Source organism: Streptomyces sp. NPDC048481, assembly GCF_043200075.1.
Taxonomy (GTDB): domain Bacteria; phylum Actinomycetota; class Actinomycetes; order Streptomycetales; family Streptomycetaceae; genus Streptomyces.
The window spans coordinates 136,913-158,695 of sequence record NZ_JBICXC010000010.1; the positions used below are offsets into that span (position 1 = coordinate 136,913).

At 69.5% G+C, this 21,783-nt stretch carries 13 protein-coding genes and 1 pseudogene; 5 read left to right on the forward strand and 9 right to left on the reverse strand.

Translation table 11 applies throughout. From position 1 onward, the window contains the following. Positions 1-69 precede the first annotated feature (69 nt). The 3 genes from ACGFSH_RS26920 to ACGFSH_RS26930 are packed head-to-tail and all read right to left on the reverse strand — an operon-like array spanning position 70 to position 3,780. A complete protein-coding gene (locus ACGFSH_RS26920; protein ID WP_393353083.1) occupies positions 70-1,110 on the reverse strand; it encodes an ABC transporter permease in 1,041 nt (346 codons plus the stop codon). Next, positions 1,103-2,668: a sugar ABC transporter ATP-binding protein gene (locus ACGFSH_RS26925; RefSeq protein WP_393353084.1), complete on the reverse strand. Its 1,566-nt coding sequence runs from the start codon at positions 2,666-2,668 to the stop codon at positions 1,103-1,105. The genes ACGFSH_RS26920 and ACGFSH_RS26925 overlap by 8 nt, the downstream gene beginning before the upstream one ends. A gap of 47 nt (positions 2,669-2,715) precedes the next feature. After that, positions 2,716-3,780, reverse strand: a complete 1,065-nt coding sequence (locus tag ACGFSH_RS26930; protein ID WP_393353085.1) for a sugar ABC transporter substrate-binding protein — start codon at positions 3,778-3,780, stop codon at positions 2,716-2,718. A gap of 565 nt (positions 3,781-4,345) precedes the next feature. Between ACGFSH_RS26930 and ACGFSH_RS26935 the strand changes: the two genes are divergently transcribed. Both ACGFSH_RS26935 and ACGFSH_RS26940 read left to right on the forward strand, forming a co-directional pair. Next, positions 4,346-6,298, forward strand: a complete 1,953-nt coding sequence (locus ACGFSH_RS26935) for an RICIN domain-containing protein (protein WP_393353086.1) — start codon at positions 4,346-4,348, stop codon at positions 6,296-6,298. A gap of 351 nt (positions 6,299-6,649) precedes the next feature. Continuing rightward, the gene (locus ACGFSH_RS26940; RefSeq protein ID WP_393353088.1) at positions 6,650-8,881 is read left to right on the forward strand and encodes an alpha-L-fucosidase; all 2,232 of its coding nucleotides are present in this window, start codon (positions 6,650-6,652) and stop codon (positions 8,879-8,881) included. A gap of 216 nt (positions 8,882-9,097) precedes the next feature. On the opposite strand, the pseudogene ACGFSH_RS26945 reads toward ACGFSH_RS26940, so the two are convergent. After that, a pseudogene (locus ACGFSH_RS26945) lies at positions 9,098-9,832 on the reverse strand (alpha/beta hydrolase); the annotation flags it as partial. Between the two features lie 248 nt (positions 9,833-10,080). Between ACGFSH_RS26945 and ACGFSH_RS26950 the strand changes: the two are divergent. Continuing rightward, on the forward strand, positions 10,081-10,989 hold the full coding sequence (locus ACGFSH_RS26950) for an alpha/beta hydrolase (protein WP_393353089.1): 909 nt from the start codon (positions 10,081-10,083) through the stop codon (positions 10,987-10,989). Positions 10,990-11,102: 113 nt separating this feature from the next. Here the strand turns inward: ACGFSH_RS26950 and ACGFSH_RS26955 are convergent, their stop codons facing one another. Together ACGFSH_RS26955 and ACGFSH_RS26960 are read right to left on the reverse strand one after the other, a co-directional pair. Beyond that, positions 11,103-11,513: a hypothetical protein gene (locus ACGFSH_RS26955; RefSeq protein ID WP_393353091.1), complete on the reverse strand. Its 411-nt coding sequence runs from the start codon at positions 11,511-11,513 to the stop codon at positions 11,103-11,105. Between the two features lie 66 nt (positions 11,514-11,579). Beyond that, on the reverse strand, positions 11,580-13,151 hold the full coding sequence (locus ACGFSH_RS26960; protein WP_393353092.1) for a carboxylesterase/lipase family protein: 1,572 nt from the start codon (positions 13,149-13,151) through the stop codon (positions 11,580-11,582). A gap of 134 nt (positions 13,152-13,285) precedes the next feature. Here ACGFSH_RS26960 and ACGFSH_RS26965 point away from each other — a divergent pair, with 134 nt between their 5' ends. Further along, a complete protein-coding gene (locus ACGFSH_RS26965) occupies positions 13,286-13,879 on the forward strand; it encodes a TetR/AcrR family transcriptional regulator (RefSeq protein ID WP_393353093.1) in 594 nt (197 codons plus the stop codon). A gap of 386 nt (positions 13,880-14,265) precedes the next feature. Here the strand turns inward: ACGFSH_RS26965 and ACGFSH_RS26970 are convergent, their stop codons facing one another. The 3 genes from ACGFSH_RS26970 to ACGFSH_RS26980 form a co-directional block, all read right to left on the reverse strand. Further along, on the reverse strand, positions 14,266-15,099 hold the full coding sequence (locus ACGFSH_RS26970; protein WP_393353094.1) for an alpha/beta fold hydrolase: 834 nt from the start codon (positions 15,097-15,099) through the stop codon (positions 14,266-14,268). Between the two features lie 155 nt (positions 15,100-15,254). Next, positions 15,255-16,085 (reverse strand): alpha/beta fold hydrolase, encoded by an 831-nt coding sequence (locus ACGFSH_RS26975; protein ID WP_393353095.1) that lies wholly within the window; start codon positions 16,083-16,085, stop codon positions 15,255-15,257. 439 nt (positions 16,086-16,524) lie between these two features. Further along, a complete protein-coding gene (locus tag ACGFSH_RS26980) occupies positions 16,525-17,673 on the reverse strand; it encodes a serine hydrolase domain-containing protein (protein WP_393353097.1) in 1,149 nt (382 codons plus the stop codon). 545 nt (positions 17,674-18,218) lie between these two features. Between ACGFSH_RS26980 and ACGFSH_RS26985 the strand changes: the two genes are divergently transcribed. Beyond that, a complete protein-coding gene (locus ACGFSH_RS26985; protein ID WP_393353098.1) occupies positions 18,219-21,386 on the forward strand; it encodes a BTAD domain-containing putative transcriptional regulator in 3,168 nt (1,055 codons plus the stop codon). The last annotated feature ends 397 nt before the right edge of the window (positions 21,387-21,783 follow it).

Genomic DNA, 21,783 nt, shown 5'->3' on the forward strand with positions numbered 1-21,783 from the left:
GGGAATCGGGCCCCTTGCGACGAACGGTGAACGCGGCGCGGGGCGGGCGGCCGGCGACGGCCGCCCGCGTCAGTCCTGGACCTTGCCGCCGGTGATGCGGGAGATGGCGAGGGCGACCAGGATGATCAGGCCGTTGAGGGCGCCGATCCACTGGGCGGGGACGCCGCCGAGCGTGAGCACGTTCTGGATCATGAAGAGCAGCAGGATGCCGCAGAACGCGCCGAACATGGTGCCCTTGCCGCCGTTGAGGCTGATCCCGCCGATGACGGCGGCGGCGAACACGGTGAAGATGTAGCCGTTGCCCTGCGCGGAGGCGACGGAGGCCAGCCGTCCGGAGAGCAGCAGTCCGGCGAGTGCGGCGAGCACGCTGCCGGTGACGATGACGATCCACAGCACCCGGTCGGTGCGGATGCCGGCCGCCTTCGCCGCGTCGACGTTGCCGCCGATGGCGTACAGCGAGCGGCCGAAGCTGGTCCAGCCGAGGACCACGATCGCGATCGCGAACAGGGCCAGGCAGATCCAGATGGAGGCGGGCATCCCGAACCACTGCGCGGTGCCGGGGTAGAGCATCGACTGCGGCAGCTGGAAGAACGTCTGGCCGCCGGAGATGCCGGTGAGGATGCCGCGGAGCACGATCAGCATGCCCAGGGTGACGATGAAGCCGTTGAGGCCGAAGCGGATGATCAGAGTTGAGTTGATCACGCCGACGAGCACGCCCACGGCCAGGGTGACCGGGATCGCCCAGGCGCCGGGGAGAAGGCCGAGTCCGTGTCCGGCGCCGGCCGGCACGACCAGCCAGGCCGCGACACCGGGCGCGAGGCCCATGGTGGACTCCAGCGACAGGTCCATCTTCTTGACGATCAGGATCATCGTCTGGGCGAGGACCAGCAGGGCCATCTCGGACATGGTCTGCAGGACGTTGATGAGGTTGTCCGTCTGCAGGAAGACCGGGTTGACGATCTGGCCGACGATCGCGATGACGACGATCGCGGGAACGAGGGCGAGGTCGCGCAGCCGGGCGAGGGGGATCCGGCCGCCGAGCAGCGCGGTGCGCCTCTGCTTCGGTTCCGCGGCCTTGGCGGCTGTGTCCGCGAGGACGGTTTCAGGCATCGAGGTCCACTCCTTCCATCGCGGCCACGAGTTCGTGGTCGTGCCAGCCGCGGGCCATCTCTGTCGTGACCCGGCCCTGGAACATCACCAGGATCCGGTCGCACATGCGCAGGTCGTCGAGTTCGTCGGAGGCGATGAGCACTCCGGTGCCGGTTTCCGCGGTCTCCTCGACCTTGCCGAGGAGGAACTCCTTGGAGCGCACGTCCACGCCCGCGGTCGGGTTGATCAGGACCAGCAGCCGCGGGTCGTCGGCCAGGGCGCGGGCCATGACGACCTTCTGCTGGTTGCCTCCGGACAGGGAGGAGACGGGCAGTTCGGGGCCCGGCGTCTTGATCGCCAGCTTCTCGATCATGTTGTCGGCGAGGCGGTCGCGTCGGTCACGGCTGAGGAGGCCGTTCCTGCCGAGCCGGTGGGGCACGGACAGGGTGGCGTTGTCGGCGATCGACATGTCGGGCACGAAGCCCTGGTGGTGCCGGTCCTGGGGGACGAACCCGGCGCCGGAGACGAGCGCGGCGGGCACGCTTCCCGGCCGGGGCCGCCGTCCGGCGATCTCCACCTCGCCGGTGGCGGCCGCCCACAGCCCTACGACGGTCTCGGCGACCTCGGTGCGTCCGCTGGCGGCGGCGCCGGCGAGGCCGACGACCTCGCCGGCGCCCACCTGGAAGGTGATGTCTTCGTACGTGCCGTCCCTGCCCAGGCCCCGCACGGACAGCGCGGGGGCCGCGGCGGGGTCGAGGGTGCTCGAGCGCACCTGCTGCCGGTCGGCCGCCGCCTCGCCGGTCATGGCGGCGACCAGCTCGGTGCGGGGGAGGTCCGCGACGGGGGCGGTGACGATGTGCCGGGCGTCGCGGAACACCGTGACCATGTCGCAGATCTCGTAGACCTCCTGGAGGTGGTGACTGATGAACAGGAAGGTCACGCCCTGGCGTTGCAGGTCGCGAATGCGGTCGAAGAGGCGGTTGATCGCGGCCGCGTCGAGCTGTGCGGTGGGCTCGTCGAGGATGATGAACCGGGCCCCGAAGGACAGCGCCCGGGCGATCTCCACGAACTGCCGCTGTTCGACGCTGAGTTCGCGGGCCGAGGACTGCGGGTCGACGTCCACCGACCAGGTCGACAGCAGCTCCTGGGCCCGGCGGCGTACTCCGGTCCAGCTGATCAGCCTGTGGGGGCCGTGGTGGTGGCGGTTCAGGAAGAGGTTCTCGGCGACGGTCAGCGTGGGGATGATCGTCGACTTCTGGTAGACGCAGGCCACGCGCTGTCGCCAGGCGTCGCGGTCGCTGAGCCGGGGGGCGGGGCCGCCGCCGAAGGTGACCGTTCCCTCGTCGGGGGCGTGCAGGCCCGTCAGGACGGAGACCAGGGTCGACTTGCCGGCTCCGTTGCGGCCGACGAGTGCGTGGGTCTCGCCCGGCCGGATGGTGATGCGGGCGCCGTTCAGGGCCACGGTCGGGCCGAATCGTTTGACTATGCCCGTCGCCTCGACGACGGGCGGTGTCGCGGGGGCCTGTCCGTCGTCCGCCGGGGCGGGTGCGGGGGTGACTGCTCGCTCCCCGTCTCTCATTTCAACCGCCTTGTAGTGGTGAGCCGTTGGATGTCTGAGAGGGTCGGTCAGCCGAGGTTGTTGCCCCAGAGCGACTTGTCGTCACTCTTGACGCTGGGCACGCCGCCGTAGGTGCCGCCGTCGACGGTGACCAGGGGGGCGGAGAGCTGGTCCTCCAGCAGTCCGTCGCGCACCTGGATGATGGTGCTGTCGTGGTCGGTCTTGCCGGGCTTGAACGTCTTCCCGTCGATCGCGGCCTTGAGGTAGTAAAGGGCGTACTTGGCGTACAGGTCCGCGGGCTGGGAGACGGTGGCGTCGATGTGGCCGGCGGCGATGTCCTTGAGCTCCTCGGGGATGCCGTCGTTGGACACGACGAAGACGTGCTTCTTGTCCTTCGGGTCGACCAGCAGGCCCTTCTGCTTCAGGACTTGGAGCGTTCCGGCCAGGGCGAAGCTGGACTGCATGTAGACGCCCTTGATGTCCGGGTTGGCGGTCAGATCGGTCTGGAGCTTCTGCGCGGCGACCGCGCCGTCCCAGTTGGTGGCCTCGCCGAACACCTTGATGCCGGGGTAGTCCTTCTTCATGCAGTCGTTGAACGCCTCGGTGCGGTCACGGCCGTTGATGGAGTCGAGGCCGCCCTCCAGCATCACGACCTTGCCCTTGCCGCCGAGCTTGGTGCCGAGGTACTGGCAGGCCTTCTCGCCGTAGGCGCGGTTGTCGGCCCGCACCACCATGAACACCGTGCCGGTGTCGGGCCGGGTGTCGACGGTGACGACAGGGATCTTCTTCGCCTCCAGCTGCGCCAGCGTCGGCGCGATGGCGGCGGTGTCCTGCGGCGCCATCGCGATGCCCTTGACGCCCTGACTGATGAACGTCTGCGCGTTGGCGGTCAGCTTGGCGACGTCGTTCTGGGAGTTCGTGGTCTTCAGGTCCAGCCCCAGCTCCTTGGCCGACTGGGGCGTGTACCTGATGTACGAGTTCCAGAAGTCGGTGTCGGACCGCGGGTAGTCGACGCCCACGAGCGGCTTGCCGCTCGACGAGGCGGAGGTGCCGGAGCCGCTGCTGCAGGCGCTGAGCAGCGTCAGTGCGCAGACGACGGAGGCGGTGGAGCCGAGTGCGGTTCTGAGTCTCATGGGTACTTCCTCGCGCTGGTCCCGAAGCGGGTTGTTACGCCGATGCGACGGCTGCGTGTCGTCGGCGGAGAGATGGGATGTTTATAGAGCGGGGGCAGCGAGGCTGTCTAGTGGGCGCGGCGAAACTGCTGGAGATGACCACTGGATGATCTCGCCGGGTCGCCATTGGGCTTTCTGGACGGATGATCCATCCCATCAATGATGCGCATTCGTGATGCACTGACCCTTGCGCTCATACCGCGCTCGTACCGGTGTCCCGTACGTCCGCTCGCAACGTGCCGCACCGGTGGACGGTCCGCGACCTCGCACAAACATGGCAGGTCTACGGCAGAACGAACAGTCACTTATGCGGATAAAACCGCACTATCTGCTCCTCGCTGGACCACTTTCATCCGCTCAACTGTTGACACGGGCCAGTTACGTCACCGACCTTCATGCGTGACGTCCGGCCGGCTTGCAGCCCTGACGAGTCCGCCCCTGAAGGTCTGGAGACGGGACGTCCGCGGGCTGCCCCCGCCTGTCTCAAGCCCGAGCATCACACCCACCTCGAACCGGGAGTACCCACATGTCGTCAGGAAGACTGTCCCGACGCGCGCTGCTGGGTGCCGTGGGCGCTGCTGCCGCCGCGACCGCGCTGCCCGTGATCCCCGCACTGTCACCCCTGCTGGCGCAGGCCGCCGCCGCGGACCCCCGGACCAACCTGGAGAACCTGGCGAACATGCGGTTCGGCATGTTCAACCACTTCAACCTGGGGACGTTCACCAATCAGGAGTGGGCTGAGCCGAACCAGGACCCCGCTCTGTTCGCCCCCACGGCCGTGGACTGTGCCCAGTGGGCGGCGGCCGCCGCGGCGGCGAAGATGAGCTACGGCATCCTCACGACCAAGCACCATGACGGCTTCGCCCTGTGGCCGAGCGCCTACGGCACCCAGAACGTCGCGAACAGCTCCTACAAGCAGGACGTGGTGAAGGCGTACTGCGACGCCTTCCGGGCGAAGGGGCTGAAGGTCGCGTTCTACTACTCGATCTGGGACCGCACCTTCGGCGTCGAGGCGTGGGAGAGCCGGCACAAGGTGTCCGGCCTCGAGATCACCGACGCCATCCAGCCCAGCGACATGACCTTCATACTCGGGCAGATCACCGAGCTGCTCACCGACTACGGCACCATCGACATGTTCATCACCGACGGCTACGCGTGGCAGATGGGCCAGCAGGCAGTCTCCTACCAGCGCATCCGCGAGCACGTGAAGTCGCTCCAGCCGGACATCATCATGATCGACCACGGTGGACTGTCCGTGCCGTGGCTCGGCGACGCGATCTACTTCGAGGAGCCGCTGGGCATCACCTCGCCGACCGGGAACACCTGCGCCGCCACCCAGGGGCAGACGATCAGCAACGGCTGGTTCTGGCATCCGACCACGCCGACCGAGAGCCTGATGAGCAAGGACGCGATCCTCTCCCACCTGGCGGACCTCGAACCGAAGTACACCTCGTTCATCCTCAACTGCCCGCCCAACCGCAACGGCAGGCTGGACACCAACATCGTCAACCGGCTCGCCGAAGTAGGCGCGGCATGGAGCCCCGACACCTCCAGGCCGCCACTGCCGACCCAGATGCTGCGAGCCGAGCACCCCGTCACACCGGTCAACGCGTACGCCACCGCGTTCCGCACGGGTGAGGGACCGCTCAACGCCATCGACGGACTCAGCGACAGGAACTACGAGACCTGCTGGTCGACGTGGGGACTGCCCTCGGCCCTGCCCCACTCGATCACCATCGACCTGGGCGGGGTGTGGAGCAACGTCTCCACCCTGGAGTATCTGCCCAAGCAGTGGAACCGCAGCAACACCACCGACGGCGACATCACCTCGTACACCATCTCCACCAGCACCGACGGCACGAACTTCACCCAGGTGGCCACCGGCACCTGGGCCGGCGACCGCGCCACCGAGGTGGCCGAATGGCCCGCCCGTGACGTGGGTTTCGTACGGATCCGGGCCAACGCGGCCACCGGCGGCTACGCCAACATGGGCGGGGTCAGGATCGGTGGCCGGACGGCCAAACCGGCACTGGTGTCCACCACGCTGCCCGGCGACGGCACCGTCTACCGGCTGGTCGCCCGGCACAGCGGCAAGACGGCCGACGTGCAGAGCGGGGGCACCGCCAACGGCACCAACATCCAGCAGTGGCCATGGCTCGACAAGGCGAACCAGAAGTGGACCTTCGCCAAGACCGGCGACGGCTACTACGAGATCAAGGGTATGGGCAGCGGCAAGCTCATGGAGGTCGCGGGACTGTCCCGCGTGGACGGCGGCAACGTGGCCATCTGGTCGGACGCCAACGTCCCCCAGCAGCACTGGGCCGTCACGCCCACCGGTGACGGCTACTACGTCCTCATCAACCGCTACAGCGGACTCTGCCTCGCCGTCGACGAGGGCAGCACCGCCGACGGAGCCAACATCGAGCAACAGCCGTACGCGTCACCGACGCGGCAGCAATGGCAGATCATCCCCTCCTGACGCCGCCCTCCCTCGCCGCTCTGCCGCTTGGAGGCGCGCAACGTCGCTTACGCAGAGCTGCTGTTGCCCGTGTGGTGGCGCACCCTGTGTCGGGCGCCTAGACATTCCATGTTTGCCGCCACTGCAATGCGCTGATAGCGCCTGTCTATGGACAAAAGCCAATGTCCTTACGGGTTTTCATCCCTGCACACCCGTTGACATCAGTGCGTCACATGGTCGAACTTCATGCGTGACCTCCGACGCTCCACAACCGTCGGCGCCCCGCCTCTCTCCCCGCCCCCGCCCTGCCCCTCCCCTCACGTCACCTGCCCCTTGTCTTGTCCCCGTTGCCCCTACCTCAGGGATGTCCTCATGTCGCGTTCGCTCAACAGACGCCAGTTCCTGTCCGCCGCCACCTGTGTGGCGGCGGCAGCCATAGCCGGGGGCGGCCTGGGCGCCGGCGTCGCCCAGGCGGCACCGAGCACCTACACGCCGGACTGGAACTCGGTCGACCAGCACCCGCCGGCTCCGGAGTGGTTCCAGGACGCGAAGTTCGGGGTCTACTTCCACTGGGGCGTCTTCAGCGTTCCCGCCTACGGCAACGAGTGGTATCCGCGGTCCATGTATCACACGGGCGACAGCGTCAACCAGCACCACATCGCGACCTACGGCCAGCCCTCGGCATGGCCGTACCACAACTTCATCAACGGGGCGAAGGACCTGGCGGGCAACTTCGTGCAGTTCGCGCCCAAGCTGAAGTCGGCCGGCGGGAACTTCGACCCCGACGAGTGGGCGCAGCTGTTCGTCGACGCGGGTGCGAGGTTCGCGGGGCCGGTCGCCGAGCACCACGACGGCTTCTCCATGTGGAACAGCCGGGTCAACGAGTGGAACTCGGTCGCCAAGGGCCCGAAACTCAACCTCCTGCAGCTGTTCGCCACGGCGATCCGGGCCAAGGGCCTCAAGCTGCTGGTCGCCATGCACCACGCGTACCACTACAACGGCTTCTACGAGTTCGCCCCCGCCCAGACCGACCCCAGCCTCAAGAAGCTCTACGGCCAGCTCGGTGCGGCCGCGGAGAACCAGCTCTGGTACGACAAGCTCAAGGAAGTCATCGACCTCGCGCAACCGGACATCCTGTGGCAGGACTTCAAACTGGACGCGGTCGACGAGACGCAGCGCCTGAACTTCCTGTCCTACTACTACAACCAGGCCAACGCCTGGGGCCGTGAGGTCGTCGCCACCTACAAGGACGGGTTCAACGGAAAGGGCGAGGTCTTCGACTACGAGCGCGGCGGGCCCGGCGACCTCACCAGCCCGTACTGGCTGACCGACGACAGCATCTCCAGCTCCAGCTGGTGCTACACGCAGGGCATCGGCTACTACAGCGGCAAGCAGATGCTGCACTCGTTCCTCGACCGGGTCAGCAAGAACGGCAACGTGCTGCTCAACATCGCGCCGATGGCCGACGGCACCATCCCTCAGGCGCAGAAGGACATCCTTCTCGGCATGGGCGATCACCTGAAGCGCTTCGGCGAGTCGGTGTACTCGACACGCGCCTGGGCCGTGTACGGCGAGGGCCCGACGAAGATGGGCGGCGGCGCCTTCACCACTCCGACGGCCGGCACCGCGCAGGACATCCGCTTCACCCGCAACAAGGCGGCCAACGTCCTGTACGCCACCGTCCTGGGCTGGCCCGGCAGCTCAGTGACGATCAAGACGCTCAGCTCGGACCGCATCAACCTCTCCTCGCTGACCTCGGTGAAGCTGCTCGGCTCCACCGCCGGCACCTACATCGACCTGCCCGATCCCACGCAGACTTCCTCCGGCCTGACGGTCACCCTGCCCTCCTCGGCGCCGTACAGCGCGGGCGCCTACGTCCTCAAGCTGGCCTTCTCCGGCACCATCCCCGGTCTTCTCCCGCTCGCCGGCGCCTCCGCCTTCACCGACGTCAACTACGCGGGCGGCTCAGCCCCGTTGCCCGTCGGCGACTACACCGCGGCCGACCTGAGCGCGGCCGGACTGGGCACCCGCACCATCTCCAGCCTGCGTCCCGCCCCCGGCTACCAGGTGACCGGCTACTCCGGCGACAACTTCACCGGCACCGCCTGGACCTTCACCGCCGACACCCCGGACCTCAGGGTCACCGGCAACAACGACCAGATCGCCTCGCTCAGGGTGCAGTTCAATCCGTCGAGGTATTTCCGGATCAGCAACGTCACCGACGGTCTCGCTCTGGACAGCGGCGGCAATGTCGCCTCCGGGTCCAACCTCAAGCAGTGGAGCTGGGACTCCAGCACCAACCTCCAGTGGCAGGCGGTCGACGTGGGCGGCGGCTACTACAAGCTGGTCAACCGCACCAACGGCATGGTCGCCGACGGCTGGGGCAACACCGCCGACGGCTCCCCGGCCCAGCAGGCGCCCTGGAACGGCGGCCCCAACCAGCCATGGAAAATCACCACCCGGGGCGGCAACAGCTACACGATCGCCAACCGCACCACCGGCCTGGTCCTCGACGGCGGCGGCAACGTCACCTCGGGCTCGGTCACCAAGCAGTGGACCTACGGCACCAGCACCAACCTGCAGTGGATCTTCACGGCGCTGTGACGCCCGCAGCGCCATGACCCACTGCTGCGGCGGGCACGCTCTCGGGCCTGCCCGCCGCCTTCACCACCTCACTCCGCACATCAGAGCCGCCCGGACGGGAGTACACCCGACGTCGTCAGGGGTCGGTGTGGGACGGAGTCCGGAGCCGGTCGGCCGGATCGCCACAGAAGCACGTCGGCGACCGAGCAGCCGTCGCCGAGTCTGCTCGCCCACTCACGCACGCGTGGCCGTCCAGCCGCGGTCGTCGACTCCGGCCAGCACCGCTTCCACGAACGCCCGCCGGTCGTCGCCGTGGTCGCGGAACCACACCCCCAATTGATGCTGCGCGTCCGGAAGGCCGAACCCCGTGTACTGGGCGCGCGCGGCCAGCGCATCCTGTACGGCCTCGGTCACCGCGGACGGGATCACCGTGTCCGTGCCCGGAACGGCGAGTACCGCCCGGCCCTCGTACGCCCGTAGCACCTCAAGCGCGGACGCCTGCCGCCAGCTGTCAGGCCGCCGGATGATCCCGCTGAACCGGCCGTTCCCGTCCCCGAAGGGCACGTCCCACGCCTCGGAGGTGTAAACGGCGGGCGCGCACAGCCCCAGCGCCGCCACCCGATCCCCGTAGTGCCGGACGAGATCCGCCACCGTCTGCCCGCTCATGCTGAATCCCACCAGGACCAGCGGCCCGCTCGCCGGCGTGTACGCGTCGATCACCGCTACGGCCTGCTCGAACCGTCGTCGCAGGCTCAACTCCGTCAGTTTGCCGGTGCTTTCGCCGTGCCCGGAGAAGTCGAAGGCGATTCCGCCACAGCCGTGGGCCACGAACTCCCGCACCAGTGGAAGCAATCGCTCCATGCTGCTGGTGCCCGCGCCATGCAGCACTACGGCGGTGACCCCGGAGAGGTCACCGCCGTACACACCGCTGAGTCGTTCACCGTCGTGGTCGTGCGTGAAGTCGAAGAGCATGCCCCCTATTCACTCACGCCGTCCCGCCGTGAAGGTGCCGATCATGTTCCGCGCGAGCGGCCGCGGCTCCAAGCCACTGGTGAACATCGAGGCACAGAAGTCGACGACCCCGTCGTAGGCCGCCCTGATCGACTGCCGGAACATCCGTCTGCCTCGCCATCGGCTCGCGGTTCCTCTTGCGTGATGAGAGACGAGCCTCCATCATCAGGAATCCTGTTACTTTAAACTTGTAGTGATGGAGGCCGCTCATGCCGTTCAGGCCCAGAATGCAGGCCAGAGGAGTCCAGCTCCTGCTCGGCAGAATGATGAGCCGCGTACACGAGGATCTACGCTTCGCCGACATCCCCAAGCACACGGAATCCATTCGGGTGGAGACCGCTGCCGGACCGGTGAACTGCACCGTCTACCGTCCGTCGGCCGCCGCCCCTACCTCTGCCGCCCCTGCCCCTGCCCCTGTGTACGTCAACTTCCACGGTGGGGGGTTCGTGGTCGCCCGCCCGCAGCAGGACGACCACATCTGCCGCTACATAGCGGCCGCAGCCGGCTGCGTCGTGATCAACGTGGACTACGCCGTCGCCCCGCAGCAGCCCTACCCCGTACCCGTCACCCAGGCGTACGACGTGACCGCTTGGGTGGCCGAGAACGGCACTGCCAACAACTGGGACGGCTCGCGACTCGCCGTGGGCGGACACAGCGCCGGGGCCAACCTGACCGCCGCGGTCTGCCGCACCGCCCGGGACCGCGGCACCTTCACGCCCCGTCTCCAGATCATCGACTCGGCGCCGCTCGACCAGCTCGCCGACCCGGCCACCAAGCAGTCACCGCTCGCCAAGCCCCTGCTCACCCCTCAGCTCATGCGGGTCTTCACCGCCGCCTACGTTCCTGACCCCGCCGACCTCGCTCATCCGCTGGTGTCGCCCGGACTGGCCGACGATCTCGCCGGACTGCCGCCCGCCCTGGTCATCACCGCGGAGAACGACCGCCTGCGCGACGAGGGCGACGCCTACGCCAAAGCCTTGGAGGCCGCAGGCGTTCCGGTCACGCATCGTTGCTTCGAGGGTGTCGACCACTACTTCACCCACACGGGCCCGGTCCAGGCCGGAAAGGAAGCCATCGATTTGATGGCCGTCAGCCTGCGCACCGCACTCACCGCCTGACCGCCTGACCCCCTGAGGGCTGACCTCCGGCCGAGGCCGACAGGCCTCGCGACGACACGCTGCACGCCTCCCGCAGACGAGTCGGCACCCGATCGATCGAGCAGCCCGACGGCTCAGCCGCGGCGCCAGTGCTCGATGCGCTGCGCCCAGGCCCGGTCGTCCGTGGTCTCCAGAAAGCCACGGTGGTTGATGAGCAGGTACACCTCGCCGGCCGATACGTCGGCGGTGCTGAGGATGAGGGGCCGGCCCGCGTTCAGCAGGCCACCGAGGAAACGGCCGTAGAGGTGGGTGAAACGGGTCTCTGCCGCGGTGACGTCCGCGCGGGTGAGGGTGAGATCTCCGTTGTGGGACCAGCCGGTGAGGACGAGCCGGTCGGGGTGCAGGACGATCCGGCCGCGGCGCGGGAAGAGAGTCCTTTGGCTGATGCCGGCGGCGATCTTCGCCGCTGCTCGCTTCTCGCCCAACTCGTGGGCGGTGGCGCCGATGTAGTCGGCCTCGGCGAGCGGAGTGCCGATGTCGTTCATGGGGTCCTCCAGAGGGTTTCGTTCGTACGCTCGTACGGTCCGTGGGAGACGTGCGCGTGACGGGTGTCAGGAGTTGCGCGACCAGAAGGAGCAGTGGTGTCCGGCCGCCGCGTCCACGCCGGAGAACTTGTTCCGCGTCAGCCGCCGGGTGTGCGGGAAGAGCGGCCAGTCGTCGCCGGGCGCGCCGGTTCTGGCGAACGTCGTCCACACGGCGATCATGCGTCGGGAGAGGGCGGACTGCCCGTCGTCGAGGCGCAGGTCGCCCATGCCGAACAGGTAGGGCAGCTCTGCGCTGTGGTAGGCGCCCAACGGGAAGTCGGGGTGGAGGTCGGGCGCGGGTGGGTGACGGTCGGCGAATTCGTAGCTGTACACCGGGACATGCCTTGCCAGCAGCCGGTCGGCGGCCAGCGTGGGGCACACCCAGCTGCGGTCGGTGCCGACTTCGGCCCAGGTCAGTGTCGGCGTGGCGCCCGGCGGGTACACGCGGGCGATGCGGGCCGCTCGCCGTCGGCCGTACGTCTCGGTGAGCAGGCGACGGTAGTCCGCTGCCGTCATCGGCCCGTCCAGCGTGAACAGGGCGGTGAACAGTCGGTGTTCATCGCGGGTGTTGCCCTGCATGACGGGCACGCGGTGGAAGTTGCCGACGGCGAGCACGCGGGCCGGGGACTCGGGCAGGACACTCGTCCCGTAGGCGGGCTGGTGGAAGCGTCCGTTGAGGGACAACACGTCTTTGACGGACTTGGCACGCAGGCACTTCAGGGTGTGACAGCCCAGCGCGCCGCGGCCCTTGGCGGCCAGTTCGTCCCGGGAGGCGAAATAGACGGCGGCGGGGTCGCCGGGCGCGAGCGTGTTCTTGGGCCAGTTCTGCAGGCAGGAGCCGCTCTGGATGACGGCCCGGTGGAAGAGTCCGGCGGCCTTGGGCGAGGCGAGCTGGGCGCACACGCTCGCGCCTCCGGAGGACTCTCCCATGAGCGTGACATTGCCGGGATCGCCGCCGAACGCGGCTGCGTTGTCCCGCACCCAGCGCAGCGCCGCCTGTTGGTCCTGCAGCCCGAAGGCCCCGGAGTCAGGCAGGTCGGGGTGGGCGAAGAAGCCCAGTGCGCCCAGGCGCGAGTTGACCGTCACGACCGTCACGTCGCCCTGACGGGCCATCCGGGTGGCGTCGTACTGGTCCCCGGATCCCGAGCTGAAGGCCCCGCCGTGCAGCCAGACCACGACCGGTCTCGCAGCCGCGCGGCCCGCTCCGTCAGCGGGCGTGGTGACGTTGAGGTACAGACAGTCCTCCGCGGAGTCCGCCACCTCGGGCTGCGCGCAGGCCGGTCCGGGCTCGGTCGCCGTCCGCGTGCCGGTCCAGGTGGGCGGCGCGGCCGGGGGCCGCCAGCGCAGCGCGCCCACCGGAGGCGCCGCGTAGGGGATCCCCCGATAGGTGGTGACGCCGTCGGCGCTCACCCCTTCCAGGCGGCCCTGCCGAGTACGGGCGGTGTGCGGCCGGGCCCCGGGGTGCCGGCCGTGGGCAGGCTGCCGGTACGGGTCCTGCCCGGCCGGCGCCGGCGAGGTCCGCACGGCATCCGCTCCCGTCACCGCCACGAGGAGGGCCGCGATCAGTGCGGCACCGGCGATGGAACGTCGCTTCGGCATGGTCCGGTCCTCTCCCCCCATGGCCTGCAGTGTGCAGGCGGCCCATCCACTTTCGCAATACATTCGTATTGCAAAAACGAGATTAGGCTGATTCGCCCCAGGGGGCGAACACGAGAAGGAAGGTGCCCGTCGACGTGCCGCGACAGGTAGACCACAAGGCCCGCCGGGACCAGATCGCCGAGGCGCTGCTGGACATCGTCGCCGACCATGGACTGGAAGCGATCTCCGTGCGGGCCGTGGCGGCGCAGGCGGGCGTCTCGACCGGCCGCATCCAGCACTACTTCGCCAACAAGGACGAACTGCTCGCCTATGCCATCGAGTACCAGGACTGGCTTGTCCAGCAGCGCTGGAACGAGCAGGCATGGCCGGAGGGCGAGCCCACCCCCCGGGAGGCCCTGCGCTGGGTGCTGCTGGAGACGATCCCCAGGGACGACCGGCGTCGCCGCGAGTGGCTCGTAGGCGTCGCGTACCTCATCCGCATGCTCGCGAACCCCAAACTGCGGGCCCTCTACGTCGACGGGCTGCCCCGCCTCTACCGGCTCCTCGCCGACCTCGTCCGAGTGGCTCAGGAAGCCGGTGACATCGCGCCCGACCGCGACCCCGACAGGGAAGCGGAACTGCTCTTCGGTCTCGCCGACTCGCAGGGTCCACCCGTCGTCCTGGGCCTGCGCACGCCCGAACAAGCCACCGCTGCCATCGACTACTACCTGGACCACCTGTTCCGGTGACCGCCGACGGCGGGTCCCCGGCGAGGCCCCGCATCTTGGCAGGTCAGGGGGGTAGGCCTGGCCCTCGGTCCGCCCGGTCGACGCCAAAAGGCTGCTGCGGTGGACTCGTCGGGGTCACCCGACGAGTCCACCTCCGGCAGCCCAGCCCGACCGACGGCCGCCCCCTACCTTCGTCGATCACCTGCCGTGATCGCACCGTCCAGGCAACGAGCGCGCGCACGCACGCACGCCCGTGCATTCCGCCGTCGTGGAGCCCGCTGCGGGATGCGCACGGTTCACGGTCCTGCCGACGGGCGGCCTGTGCACGGACGAGCGGCTTCAGCCTCGCCTCCCCCGCGCGACGGGGCGCGTGCCCACTCGCGGTGGGGAAGGCCGTCGGACGTCGGTCACTTGGCCAGGAAAGCCAGGAGGGCCTCGGTGACTTCCTGGGCGTGGGTCCACAGCAGGCCGTGGGGCGCGCCGTCGATGACGACGTAGTCCGCCTGCGGAAGCGCCTGGTGGAAGAGGGCGCCGGTCGCCTCGATGGGCAGGATGCGGTCGGCAGTGCCGTGCAGGATCAGGGCCGGGACATCGATCTTGGGAAGGTCGGCGCGGAAATCGGTGGACCAGGTCGCCACGCAGGCCAAGGAGGCGTACGCGGAGGATCCTGCGGCGACGTTCCAGCTGTTGCGGACCGCTTCCTCGCTGATGCGGGTGCCGAGGTTCTCGTCGAGGTTGTAGAAGTCCTCGTAGAACGCGGTGAAGTAGGCGTAGCGATCGGCGGTGACGGCGCCTTCGATGTCCTTGAAGACGGCGCCGTCGACACCGCCGGGGTTGTCGTCGGTCTTGAGGAGGAAGGGCTCGAGAGAGGCGAGGAAGGCGGCCTTGGCTATCCGGGCGGAGCCGTAGGTGCCCAGGTAGCGGCCGACCTCGCCGGTTCCCATGGAGAAACCGACCAGGACGACGTCTTCGAGGTCGAGGGTTTCGAGGACCGTGTTCAGGTCGGCGGCGAAGGTGTCGTAGTCGTAACCGGTGGTGGGCCGGCTGGAGCGGCCGAAGCCGCGCCGGTCGTAGGTGATCACGCGATAGCCTGCCGACAGCAGAGCTGCGGACTGCTTCTCCCAGGAGTGGCCGTCGAGCGGGTAGCCGTGAATCAGCACGACCGGCTGCCCGGTTCCGTGGTCCTCGTAGAACAACTCGATGCTGGTCGAGTTCTCTTGGCCGACGGTGATGAACGCCATGGTGTTGCTGCCTTTCCATGAAATGCGATGGTGGGTGAACTGCCCGGTTCGCGAGGTGCGGTCGGTGGTGACGTGCCCGGGTGGGTTCGTCGGTGGCGTGCGGCTGGGCGTGGCTTCGGAGGTCACCGAGGCCCTGACGGGGACGGTCGCGTGCCTCAGCGGACCGTGCGGGCCGCGCACTCCACGATGTGGGTGACGGCATCGGGCCGGGACACCGGTACCGCGTGCGACGCGTCGATGACGGTGGTGCGGGCCCCGGCGCGGGCCGACATGTAACGCTGGGCGGCGACGGGGATGTTGAGGTCCTCCGTGGTCACCAGGGACCAGGAGGGGATCGTCTTCCAGGCGGCCTTCGTCGACTTCTCCTCCAGCGCGGCGGCGGCGATGGGACGCTGTCCCGCCGCCATGAGCGCAGCCTTGTCCGCCGGCACGTCCGCGGCGAACTGGCCGCGGAACCTCTCCGCCTTGATGTACACGTCCACGCCCTGACTGCCGTCGGGCAGTGTGTAGTTGACGGACTCGACGGCCTGTCCGAGGGTGCTGCCGGGGAACTTGTTCGTCAGCCCGAGCGAGCTCTCGCCGATGTCGGGCAGGAATGCGGCGATGTAGACCAGCGCCCTCACCTTGCCCTCAAGGCCCGCGGCGGCCTGGCTGATCACGGTGCCGCCATAGGAATGGCCGACCAGGACCACGGGCCCGTCGATGTGGTCGACGACGCTGCGCAGGTAGGCGGCATCGGTCGCCGGGCCGCGCAGCGGGTTGGCGGCGGACACGACGGGGTAGCCCGCGCGCCGGAGCCGCGTGACCACACCGTCCCAGCTCGCGGCGTCGGCGAACGCCCCGTGCTCCAGGACGATCGTCGGTCGCTGCGGGCGGACGGGCGCCGCATCGGCCGCACCGGGCAGGGTGACGGCGGCCACGGACAGTCCTACGGCCGTGGTGACACCGAGAACGGCGGATCTGCGGCTGAGGGCGGTGGTGCGCATGGGTGGATCCTTTTCCTTGGCCGTGGGCCCTGACCGGACCCCGGCGAGATGGGGCGGTGCGCTCGCGAGGAGAAGCACCGAGTTCTCGTGTCGACGAACTGAGTTGGTGGGTTCGGTCGGCGCCGAGTGGTCGGCGCGGACCGGAGGGAGGTGGGCGACGCGTCGCAGCGGCCAGAAGGGCGGCTCTTCGGTTGCGGCCCACCATCGCCCCCGGGTGTCGGGGGCGTGTCCTTCGTTCTGTCCTACGACGGCAGGACCGGCTCGGTTCACCCCCAGAACGCGGCTCTTCGTTCGCGGGCGTCGCCTGGTGGTGCGGGAAGACAGGAAGGCACCGTCGGGCCGCCCCCCGAGGTGATCGAGCCTCTGATCGCGGGCAGGACGCGCTTTCCGCGGTGGCCCCCGGCGCGGACCGGCCGACCGGGCGGACCTCGGTCCGTGTTCAGTCCGTGGAGTCCAGGGCTTCGTAGACCTGCCTCATGTAGCTGTGGGTGCGCTCCGAGCCGAGGAGGCCCTCACCCAGCAGGTTCATCGTGTACGAGAACGTGACGCGCCGGTCGAGGTCCATCATCACGATCGATCCGCCCCGGCCGACCCAGAAGCAGACCCTTCCGGTGGGCATGTGCGGCATCGTCCTCGCGTCGGCGAGCGCGAAGCCGATGCCCCAGCGCACGGGAACGCCCAGGAACAGGTCGACTCCGTCGGCCTGTACGTCGAAGACCTTGTCCACCGTGTCCGCGGAGAGGAGCCGGCGGCCGTTCACCCGGCCCCGTCGTGAGATCACGGAGAGCGCGCGGGCCAGACCCCGTGCGTTGCCGTGTCCGTTGACGGCTCCCAGTTCGGCACGACGCCACTGGGGGGTGTCGACGTGCTCGTCCCGGGCGGGACTGCCGAGCAGCGTCTTGGTGAAGATCCCCTCGGGGTCCAGGCCGGCGGGCATCCCGGAGGGCTGCGACGGGGCCACCAGTCCGGCGATACACGGCCAGTCGGCCTGCCGTGCGCCGATCTGGACGTCTGCCTGTGACGGCCTGGCGATCTCGGTGTCGACGAACTCGGTCAGGGTCCGGCCGCTGACCCGCCGGACGAGCTCGCCTATCAGCTGTCCCTGCGTCTGCACGTGGTAGCCCGAGGCACTGCCCGGCTCCCACCAGGGCGCCTGCGCGGCCAGCCGGGCGCTCGCGGTGGGCCAGTCGTAGAGGTCGTCCATCGTGAAGGGCTGCTGCCAGCCGGAGAGCCCCGAGGTGTGGGCCAGGACATGCCGTACCTCGATGTCCTGCTTGCCCTCGGCGGCGAACTCGGGCCAGTAGTGCGCGACCGGGCGGTGGAGATCGAGTGCACCCCGGTCGACGAGGACGAGGGCCGCCAGACTCGTCAGCGTCTTGGTGGTCGACCACAGGCTGACCAACGTGTCCCGGCGCCACGGAACGGTCCGCGCCACGTCGGTATGCCCACCCCACAGATCGACCTCCATGACTCCGTCCACGTCGACGGCGATCGACGCCCCCAGCTCCTGGCCGGACTCCAGGTGCGCTGCCAGCGCCGCTCGGACCGGTTCGAACCGTGCGGTGTTCGTTCCCTCGACAGTGACCATGGCTCTTCCCCACTCGTGACGACGACCGTTCGGTCACACAACGGCAGGGAGCTCGCGTCGGTTCATACCGCTTGCCGGATGGCCGGGCCGCCGTCCGGTGCAGGGTGCTCGCGAGCCGGCAGCAGGGGCGTCGGCCGCCGCTTCGGCCGGCGGAGGACCGGAGCCGTGGCGGCGGGTGAGCGGCTCCTGCGGCAGGGGGCGGCAGCCCCTCGGTGCGCGGCATGGAGCCGCACGCCGCGTGAGGCCGCAGGGCCGCACAGCGTCACAGGACGGCCGCCTGCGAGTCATCGCGCCAACGGGCTCCTGCTAATGTCGTGTCCGGAATGCGGGCAGCGGACGACGGGGTCCTCGCCGCTCCGGACACCCCCTCCGGCCACCCCGTGCATCGGCGGACGGCTCAGCGCGACGAAGGTCGCGCGGATGTCCGGCAGGGGTCCGGCGCCGGGTTTCCGTCTCCGCGGGAGCAGTCGCGCACATGTCCGCGAGCCAGGTCATGTGTGTGCCCCCGATGGTGGCGCCGTCGAGCGGGATTCCGGGTGGATGCGATGACAGCTGTGGGGCAGGGGCTCGACTTCGGGCTGCTGGGTCCGCTGGTGGTACGGCGGGCGGGAACGGTGCTCGATCCGGGTCGACGCAGGCAGCGGCTGCTGCTGATCCGCCTGCTGCTCGCCGACGGCCGGGCGGTCGCGCCCCAGACGCTGTGCGAGGAACTGTGGCCGCAGCAGCCGGACCGGACCCCGGGCGCGGCGATGAACTCGCTGCACGCCCATATCAGCAAGGTGCGCGCGGTCCTGGAACCCCAGCGCCTGCGTCGGCACGGCAGCTTCGAACTCCTGGTCACCGAGCCTTTGGGCTACGCCCTGCACGTGCCGCCCGAGAGCCGCGACACCGTACGATTCGAGCAATCCCTTGCCCGGGCGCGCCGGCTCATGGACCAGGGGCGGCCCGAACGTGTCGTCGAAGAGACCGGGAACGCCCTGGAGTTGTGGCGGGGCACCGCGTTCGCCGACGCGGCGCACCACCTGTTCGCCATCCATGAGACAGCCCGCCTGGAAGAACTGCGCCTGACCGCACGCGAGATCCGCGCCACCGCGCTGCTCCTGCAAGGACGCACCGCCGAAGCCCTGGACGTCGCACAGGAGTTGACCACGTCGCATCCCCTGCGGGAGACCGGCTGGGCCCTGCTGCTGCGTGCCCTCTACCTCGCCGGCAGGCACCCCGAAGCCCTTCAGCGCTACACCGAACTGCGCCGGCACCTGGCCGACGAACTCGGCCTCGAACCCGGTCCGCCCCTGCGCGCCCTGCACCAGGGCATCCTCCACCACGACCTGCCACCCCTTCACCCGTCCGGTGAGCCGAACGGATCCCGGATGGCATCCGCCCCCGGCGGGGGCGCCGACCGGGACCGTGATCCGATCGAGCCGTCCGGGTCCAGGGAACCGGAGGGGGGCGACGCAGGGGGGCCCACCGGACCGGCGGCCGACGACGGGGCCGACCGCTCCGAGGCACCACGCGCCCCGGCCGCCGAGGAGGCGACCGCGCCGTCGCCCCTGACACGTCCGGCTCAACTGCCCGGCAGCCTGCCGGTGTTCGTCGGCCGGGCCGCAGAGGGTGCGTGGCTGTCGGCTGTGAGCGGTGCACCCGACCGGCCCGGACCGACGACTGCTTCGGTCGTCGTCATCAGCGGTACTCCCGGTGTCGGCAAGACCGCCTTCGCCGTCCACCACGCCCACGGCATCGCCTCGTCTTTCCCCGACGGGCAGCTTTTCGTGAACCTGTGCGGCTTCCACCCTCACGCACCCGCCGTGGACCCCGGCGCCGCTCTGCACGGCTTTCTCACCGCCCTCGGCGTTCCCCCGCAGCGCATCCCCGAAGACACTCCGGCCCGCAGCACGCTCTTCCGCAGCCTCCTCGCCGAACGCCGGATCCTCCTGGTCCTGGACAACGCCCGTGACGAGCAACAGGTACGCCCCCTGCTCCCGGCGGGGGCGGGCTGCCTCACCCTGGTCACGAGCCGCAATCAGCTTCCCGGACTGATCACCACCGACGGCGCCAAACCCCTCACCCTCGCGCTGCCCTCACGGACCGAGGCCCACCAAGCCCTCGAACGACGGCTGGGCAGCGAGAGACTGGCCGCCGAGCCCGCCGCCGCACACGAGATCATCCGCCTGTGCGGACGACTCCCCCTGGCCATGGCCGTGGTCGCCGCCCGCGCCGAACTCGACCCGTCCTTCCCCCTTGAGGCGATAGTCGACGACCTGCGGCACACCCACGGCGACCTCGACGCCTTCACCGGCTTCGACGCCGGCACCGACGTGCGCACCGTCTTCTCCTGGTCCTACCGGTCCCTGGACGAGCATGCCGCCCGACTCTTCCGTTTCCTCGCCCTGCACCCCGGCCCCCACATCACGGCCCCCGCCGCGGCCGGCCTGGTCGGCCTCCCCCTCACCCGGACCCGGCGCGCACTCGCCGCCCTGACCAGTTCCTGCCTCGTGGAACAACCACTGCCCGGCCGCTACAGCCTGCACGACCTCCTGCGCTGCTACGCGGGCGAACTCACCCAGATCAGCGACACGGCCCCCGAGCGCCACGACGCCACCCTGCGGGTCCTTGACCACTACATGTTCACCGCCTACGAGGCCAACCAAATCCTCAAGCAGGACACGACGGCCGAACTCGATCTCGGGACGCCCGCCCCGGGCGCCGCCCCGGAAAAGTTCACCGGCGCCAAGCAGGCAGCCCGGTGGTTCACCGCCGAGCACCGGGTACTGGACGGCCTGCTCCACACGGCCGTGAGCCAGAAGCTCGACCACCACAGCAGCGGGCTGGCCTGGTCGCTCAAGGAGCATCTCCAACGCCAGGAGTTCTGGCCCGAAGCCATCACGGCGCTGACCCCCGCCCTCGCAGTGGCCCGACGCAAGGGCGACCGGCTCGAAGAGGGCCGTTGCCTGCGCCATCTCGGCAGCATCCACGGCTATCTGGGCCACGAGGAAGAAGCCCTGCTGCACCTGCGACGCGCTTCCGCGATCTTCAAGGAACTGGGTGCGACCGGCGAACAGGCGCGAGCCCACTACGTCAGAGCGTGCGCGCTGTTCCTGTTCGGCCGGATCCAGGAGGCCGTGGAGTTCTCCGAGCGGGGACTGGAGCTGTCCCGGCAGACCGGCGAGGAGTTGTGGCTGGCCGAGTGCCTTCTCGAACTCGCCTGGTTCCACTCCAACCTGGGCCACCTGGAGAAGAGCCTTCAGTACAGCGAGGAGGGCATCGCCTTGTTCCAGCGCCTGGACGCGCCGTGGCAACTGGCCCAGGGGTGGGACATAGTGGGCTACACCCTCCGCGCGCTCGGCCGCTACGAGGAGTCGGTGGCCACCTACCAGCGGGCGACGCGGGCGTTCGAGGAACTGGGCGACCACAGGAACGCCATCGGCACACTGATGCGTCTCGGAGACACCCGGCTGGCCCAGGGCGACCGCGAAGGCGCACGAGCGGACTGGGGCAGGGCCCTCGAGAACGCCGGCGAGCGAGCCATGCGGCACAGCGCTCAGCAGGTCCGCGACCGGCTCACCGCCCTGGACATGGATGGGAACCCCACGCCCCCCGTGCCGGAGAGGGCGGCCGGAAACCATCGTCTCCCGGTTCCCCGCAGCGGTGGTCCGGCGCATCAGGACCCCCACCGGGACGCTTCCGCACAGGGTCGCTCGTCCGCGCATCCGTAGCGGACCCGCGCCGCCGGGGCGACGAACGACACCGACTCGCCGACGGGCGCCGTACCGTCCGGCACGGCGCGGCGAAGCCGTGAACCGATCACAGACGTTCTCCTTCGTTTCGACGGCGGCGACGGCGGCGACGGCGGCGACGGGACATGGCGCAGGCGGGATGCACTCCCTGCACGGCTCGGAGCAGCGTCGGCTGTCACTCGTGCGCCAGGAACGCCGAAGGTGCGTGTGCGCCCCTGTGTCGTGAACGCCCGGAACGGCGCGGCGGTTCACCTCCGTCGCGCTGGCGGCATCCCCCGGCCCGGGCGGCCGGCGGAAGACACCGAGGGGCACGACAAGAAGACGACAAGGTTCGGTCAAGGGTCCCCGACGAGTGTTGAGCCACTCGACCGCGCAC

Bases quoted from the DNA above. Each gene is read 5' to 3' on its own strand.
- ACGFSH_RS26985 (WP_393353098.1), top strand. From the start codon at position 18,219: ATGACAGCTGTGGGGCAGGGGCTCGACTTCGGGCTGCTGGGTCCGCTG.
- ACGFSH_RS26935 (WP_393353086.1), top strand. From the start codon at position 4,346: ATGTCGTCAGGAAGACTGTCCCGACGCGCGCTGCTGGGTGCCGTGGGC.
- ACGFSH_RS26925 (WP_393353084.1), bottom strand. From the start codon at position 2,668: ATGAGAGACGGGGAGCGAGCAGTCACCCCCGCACCCGCCCCGGCGGAC.
- ACGFSH_RS26980 (WP_393353097.1), bottom strand. From the start codon at position 17,673: ATGGTCACTGTCGAGGGAACGAACACCGCACGGTTCGAACCGGTCCGA.
- ACGFSH_RS26920 (WP_393353083.1), bottom strand. From the start codon at position 1,110: ATGCCTGAAACCGTCCTCGCGGACACAGCCGCCAAGGCCGCGGAACCG.
- ACGFSH_RS26975 (WP_393353095.1), bottom strand. From the start codon at position 16,085: ATGCGCACCACCGCCCTCAGCCGCAGATCCGCCGTTCTCGGTGTCACC.
- ACGFSH_RS26940 (WP_393353088.1), top strand. From the start codon at position 6,650: ATGTCGCGTTCGCTCAACAGACGCCAGTTCCTGTCCGCCGCCACCTGT.
- ACGFSH_RS26970 (WP_393353094.1), bottom strand. From the start codon at position 15,099: ATGGCGTTCATCACCGTCGGCCAAGAGAACTCGACCAGCATCGAGTTG.
- ACGFSH_RS26960 (WP_393353092.1), bottom strand. From the start codon at position 13,151: ATGCCGAAGCGACGTTCCATCGCCGGTGCCGCACTGATCGCGGCCCTC.
- ACGFSH_RS26955 (WP_393353091.1), bottom strand. From the start codon at position 11,513: ATGAACGACATCGGCACTCCGCTCGCCGAGGCCGACTACATCGGCGCC.
- ACGFSH_RS26930 (WP_393353085.1), bottom strand. From the start codon at position 3,780: ATGAGACTCAGAACCGCACTCGGCTCCACCGCCTCCGTCGTCTGCGCA.
- ACGFSH_RS26950 (WP_393353089.1), top strand. From the start codon at position 10,081: ATGCCGTTCAGGCCCAGAATGCAGGCCAGAGGAGTCCAGCTCCTGCTC.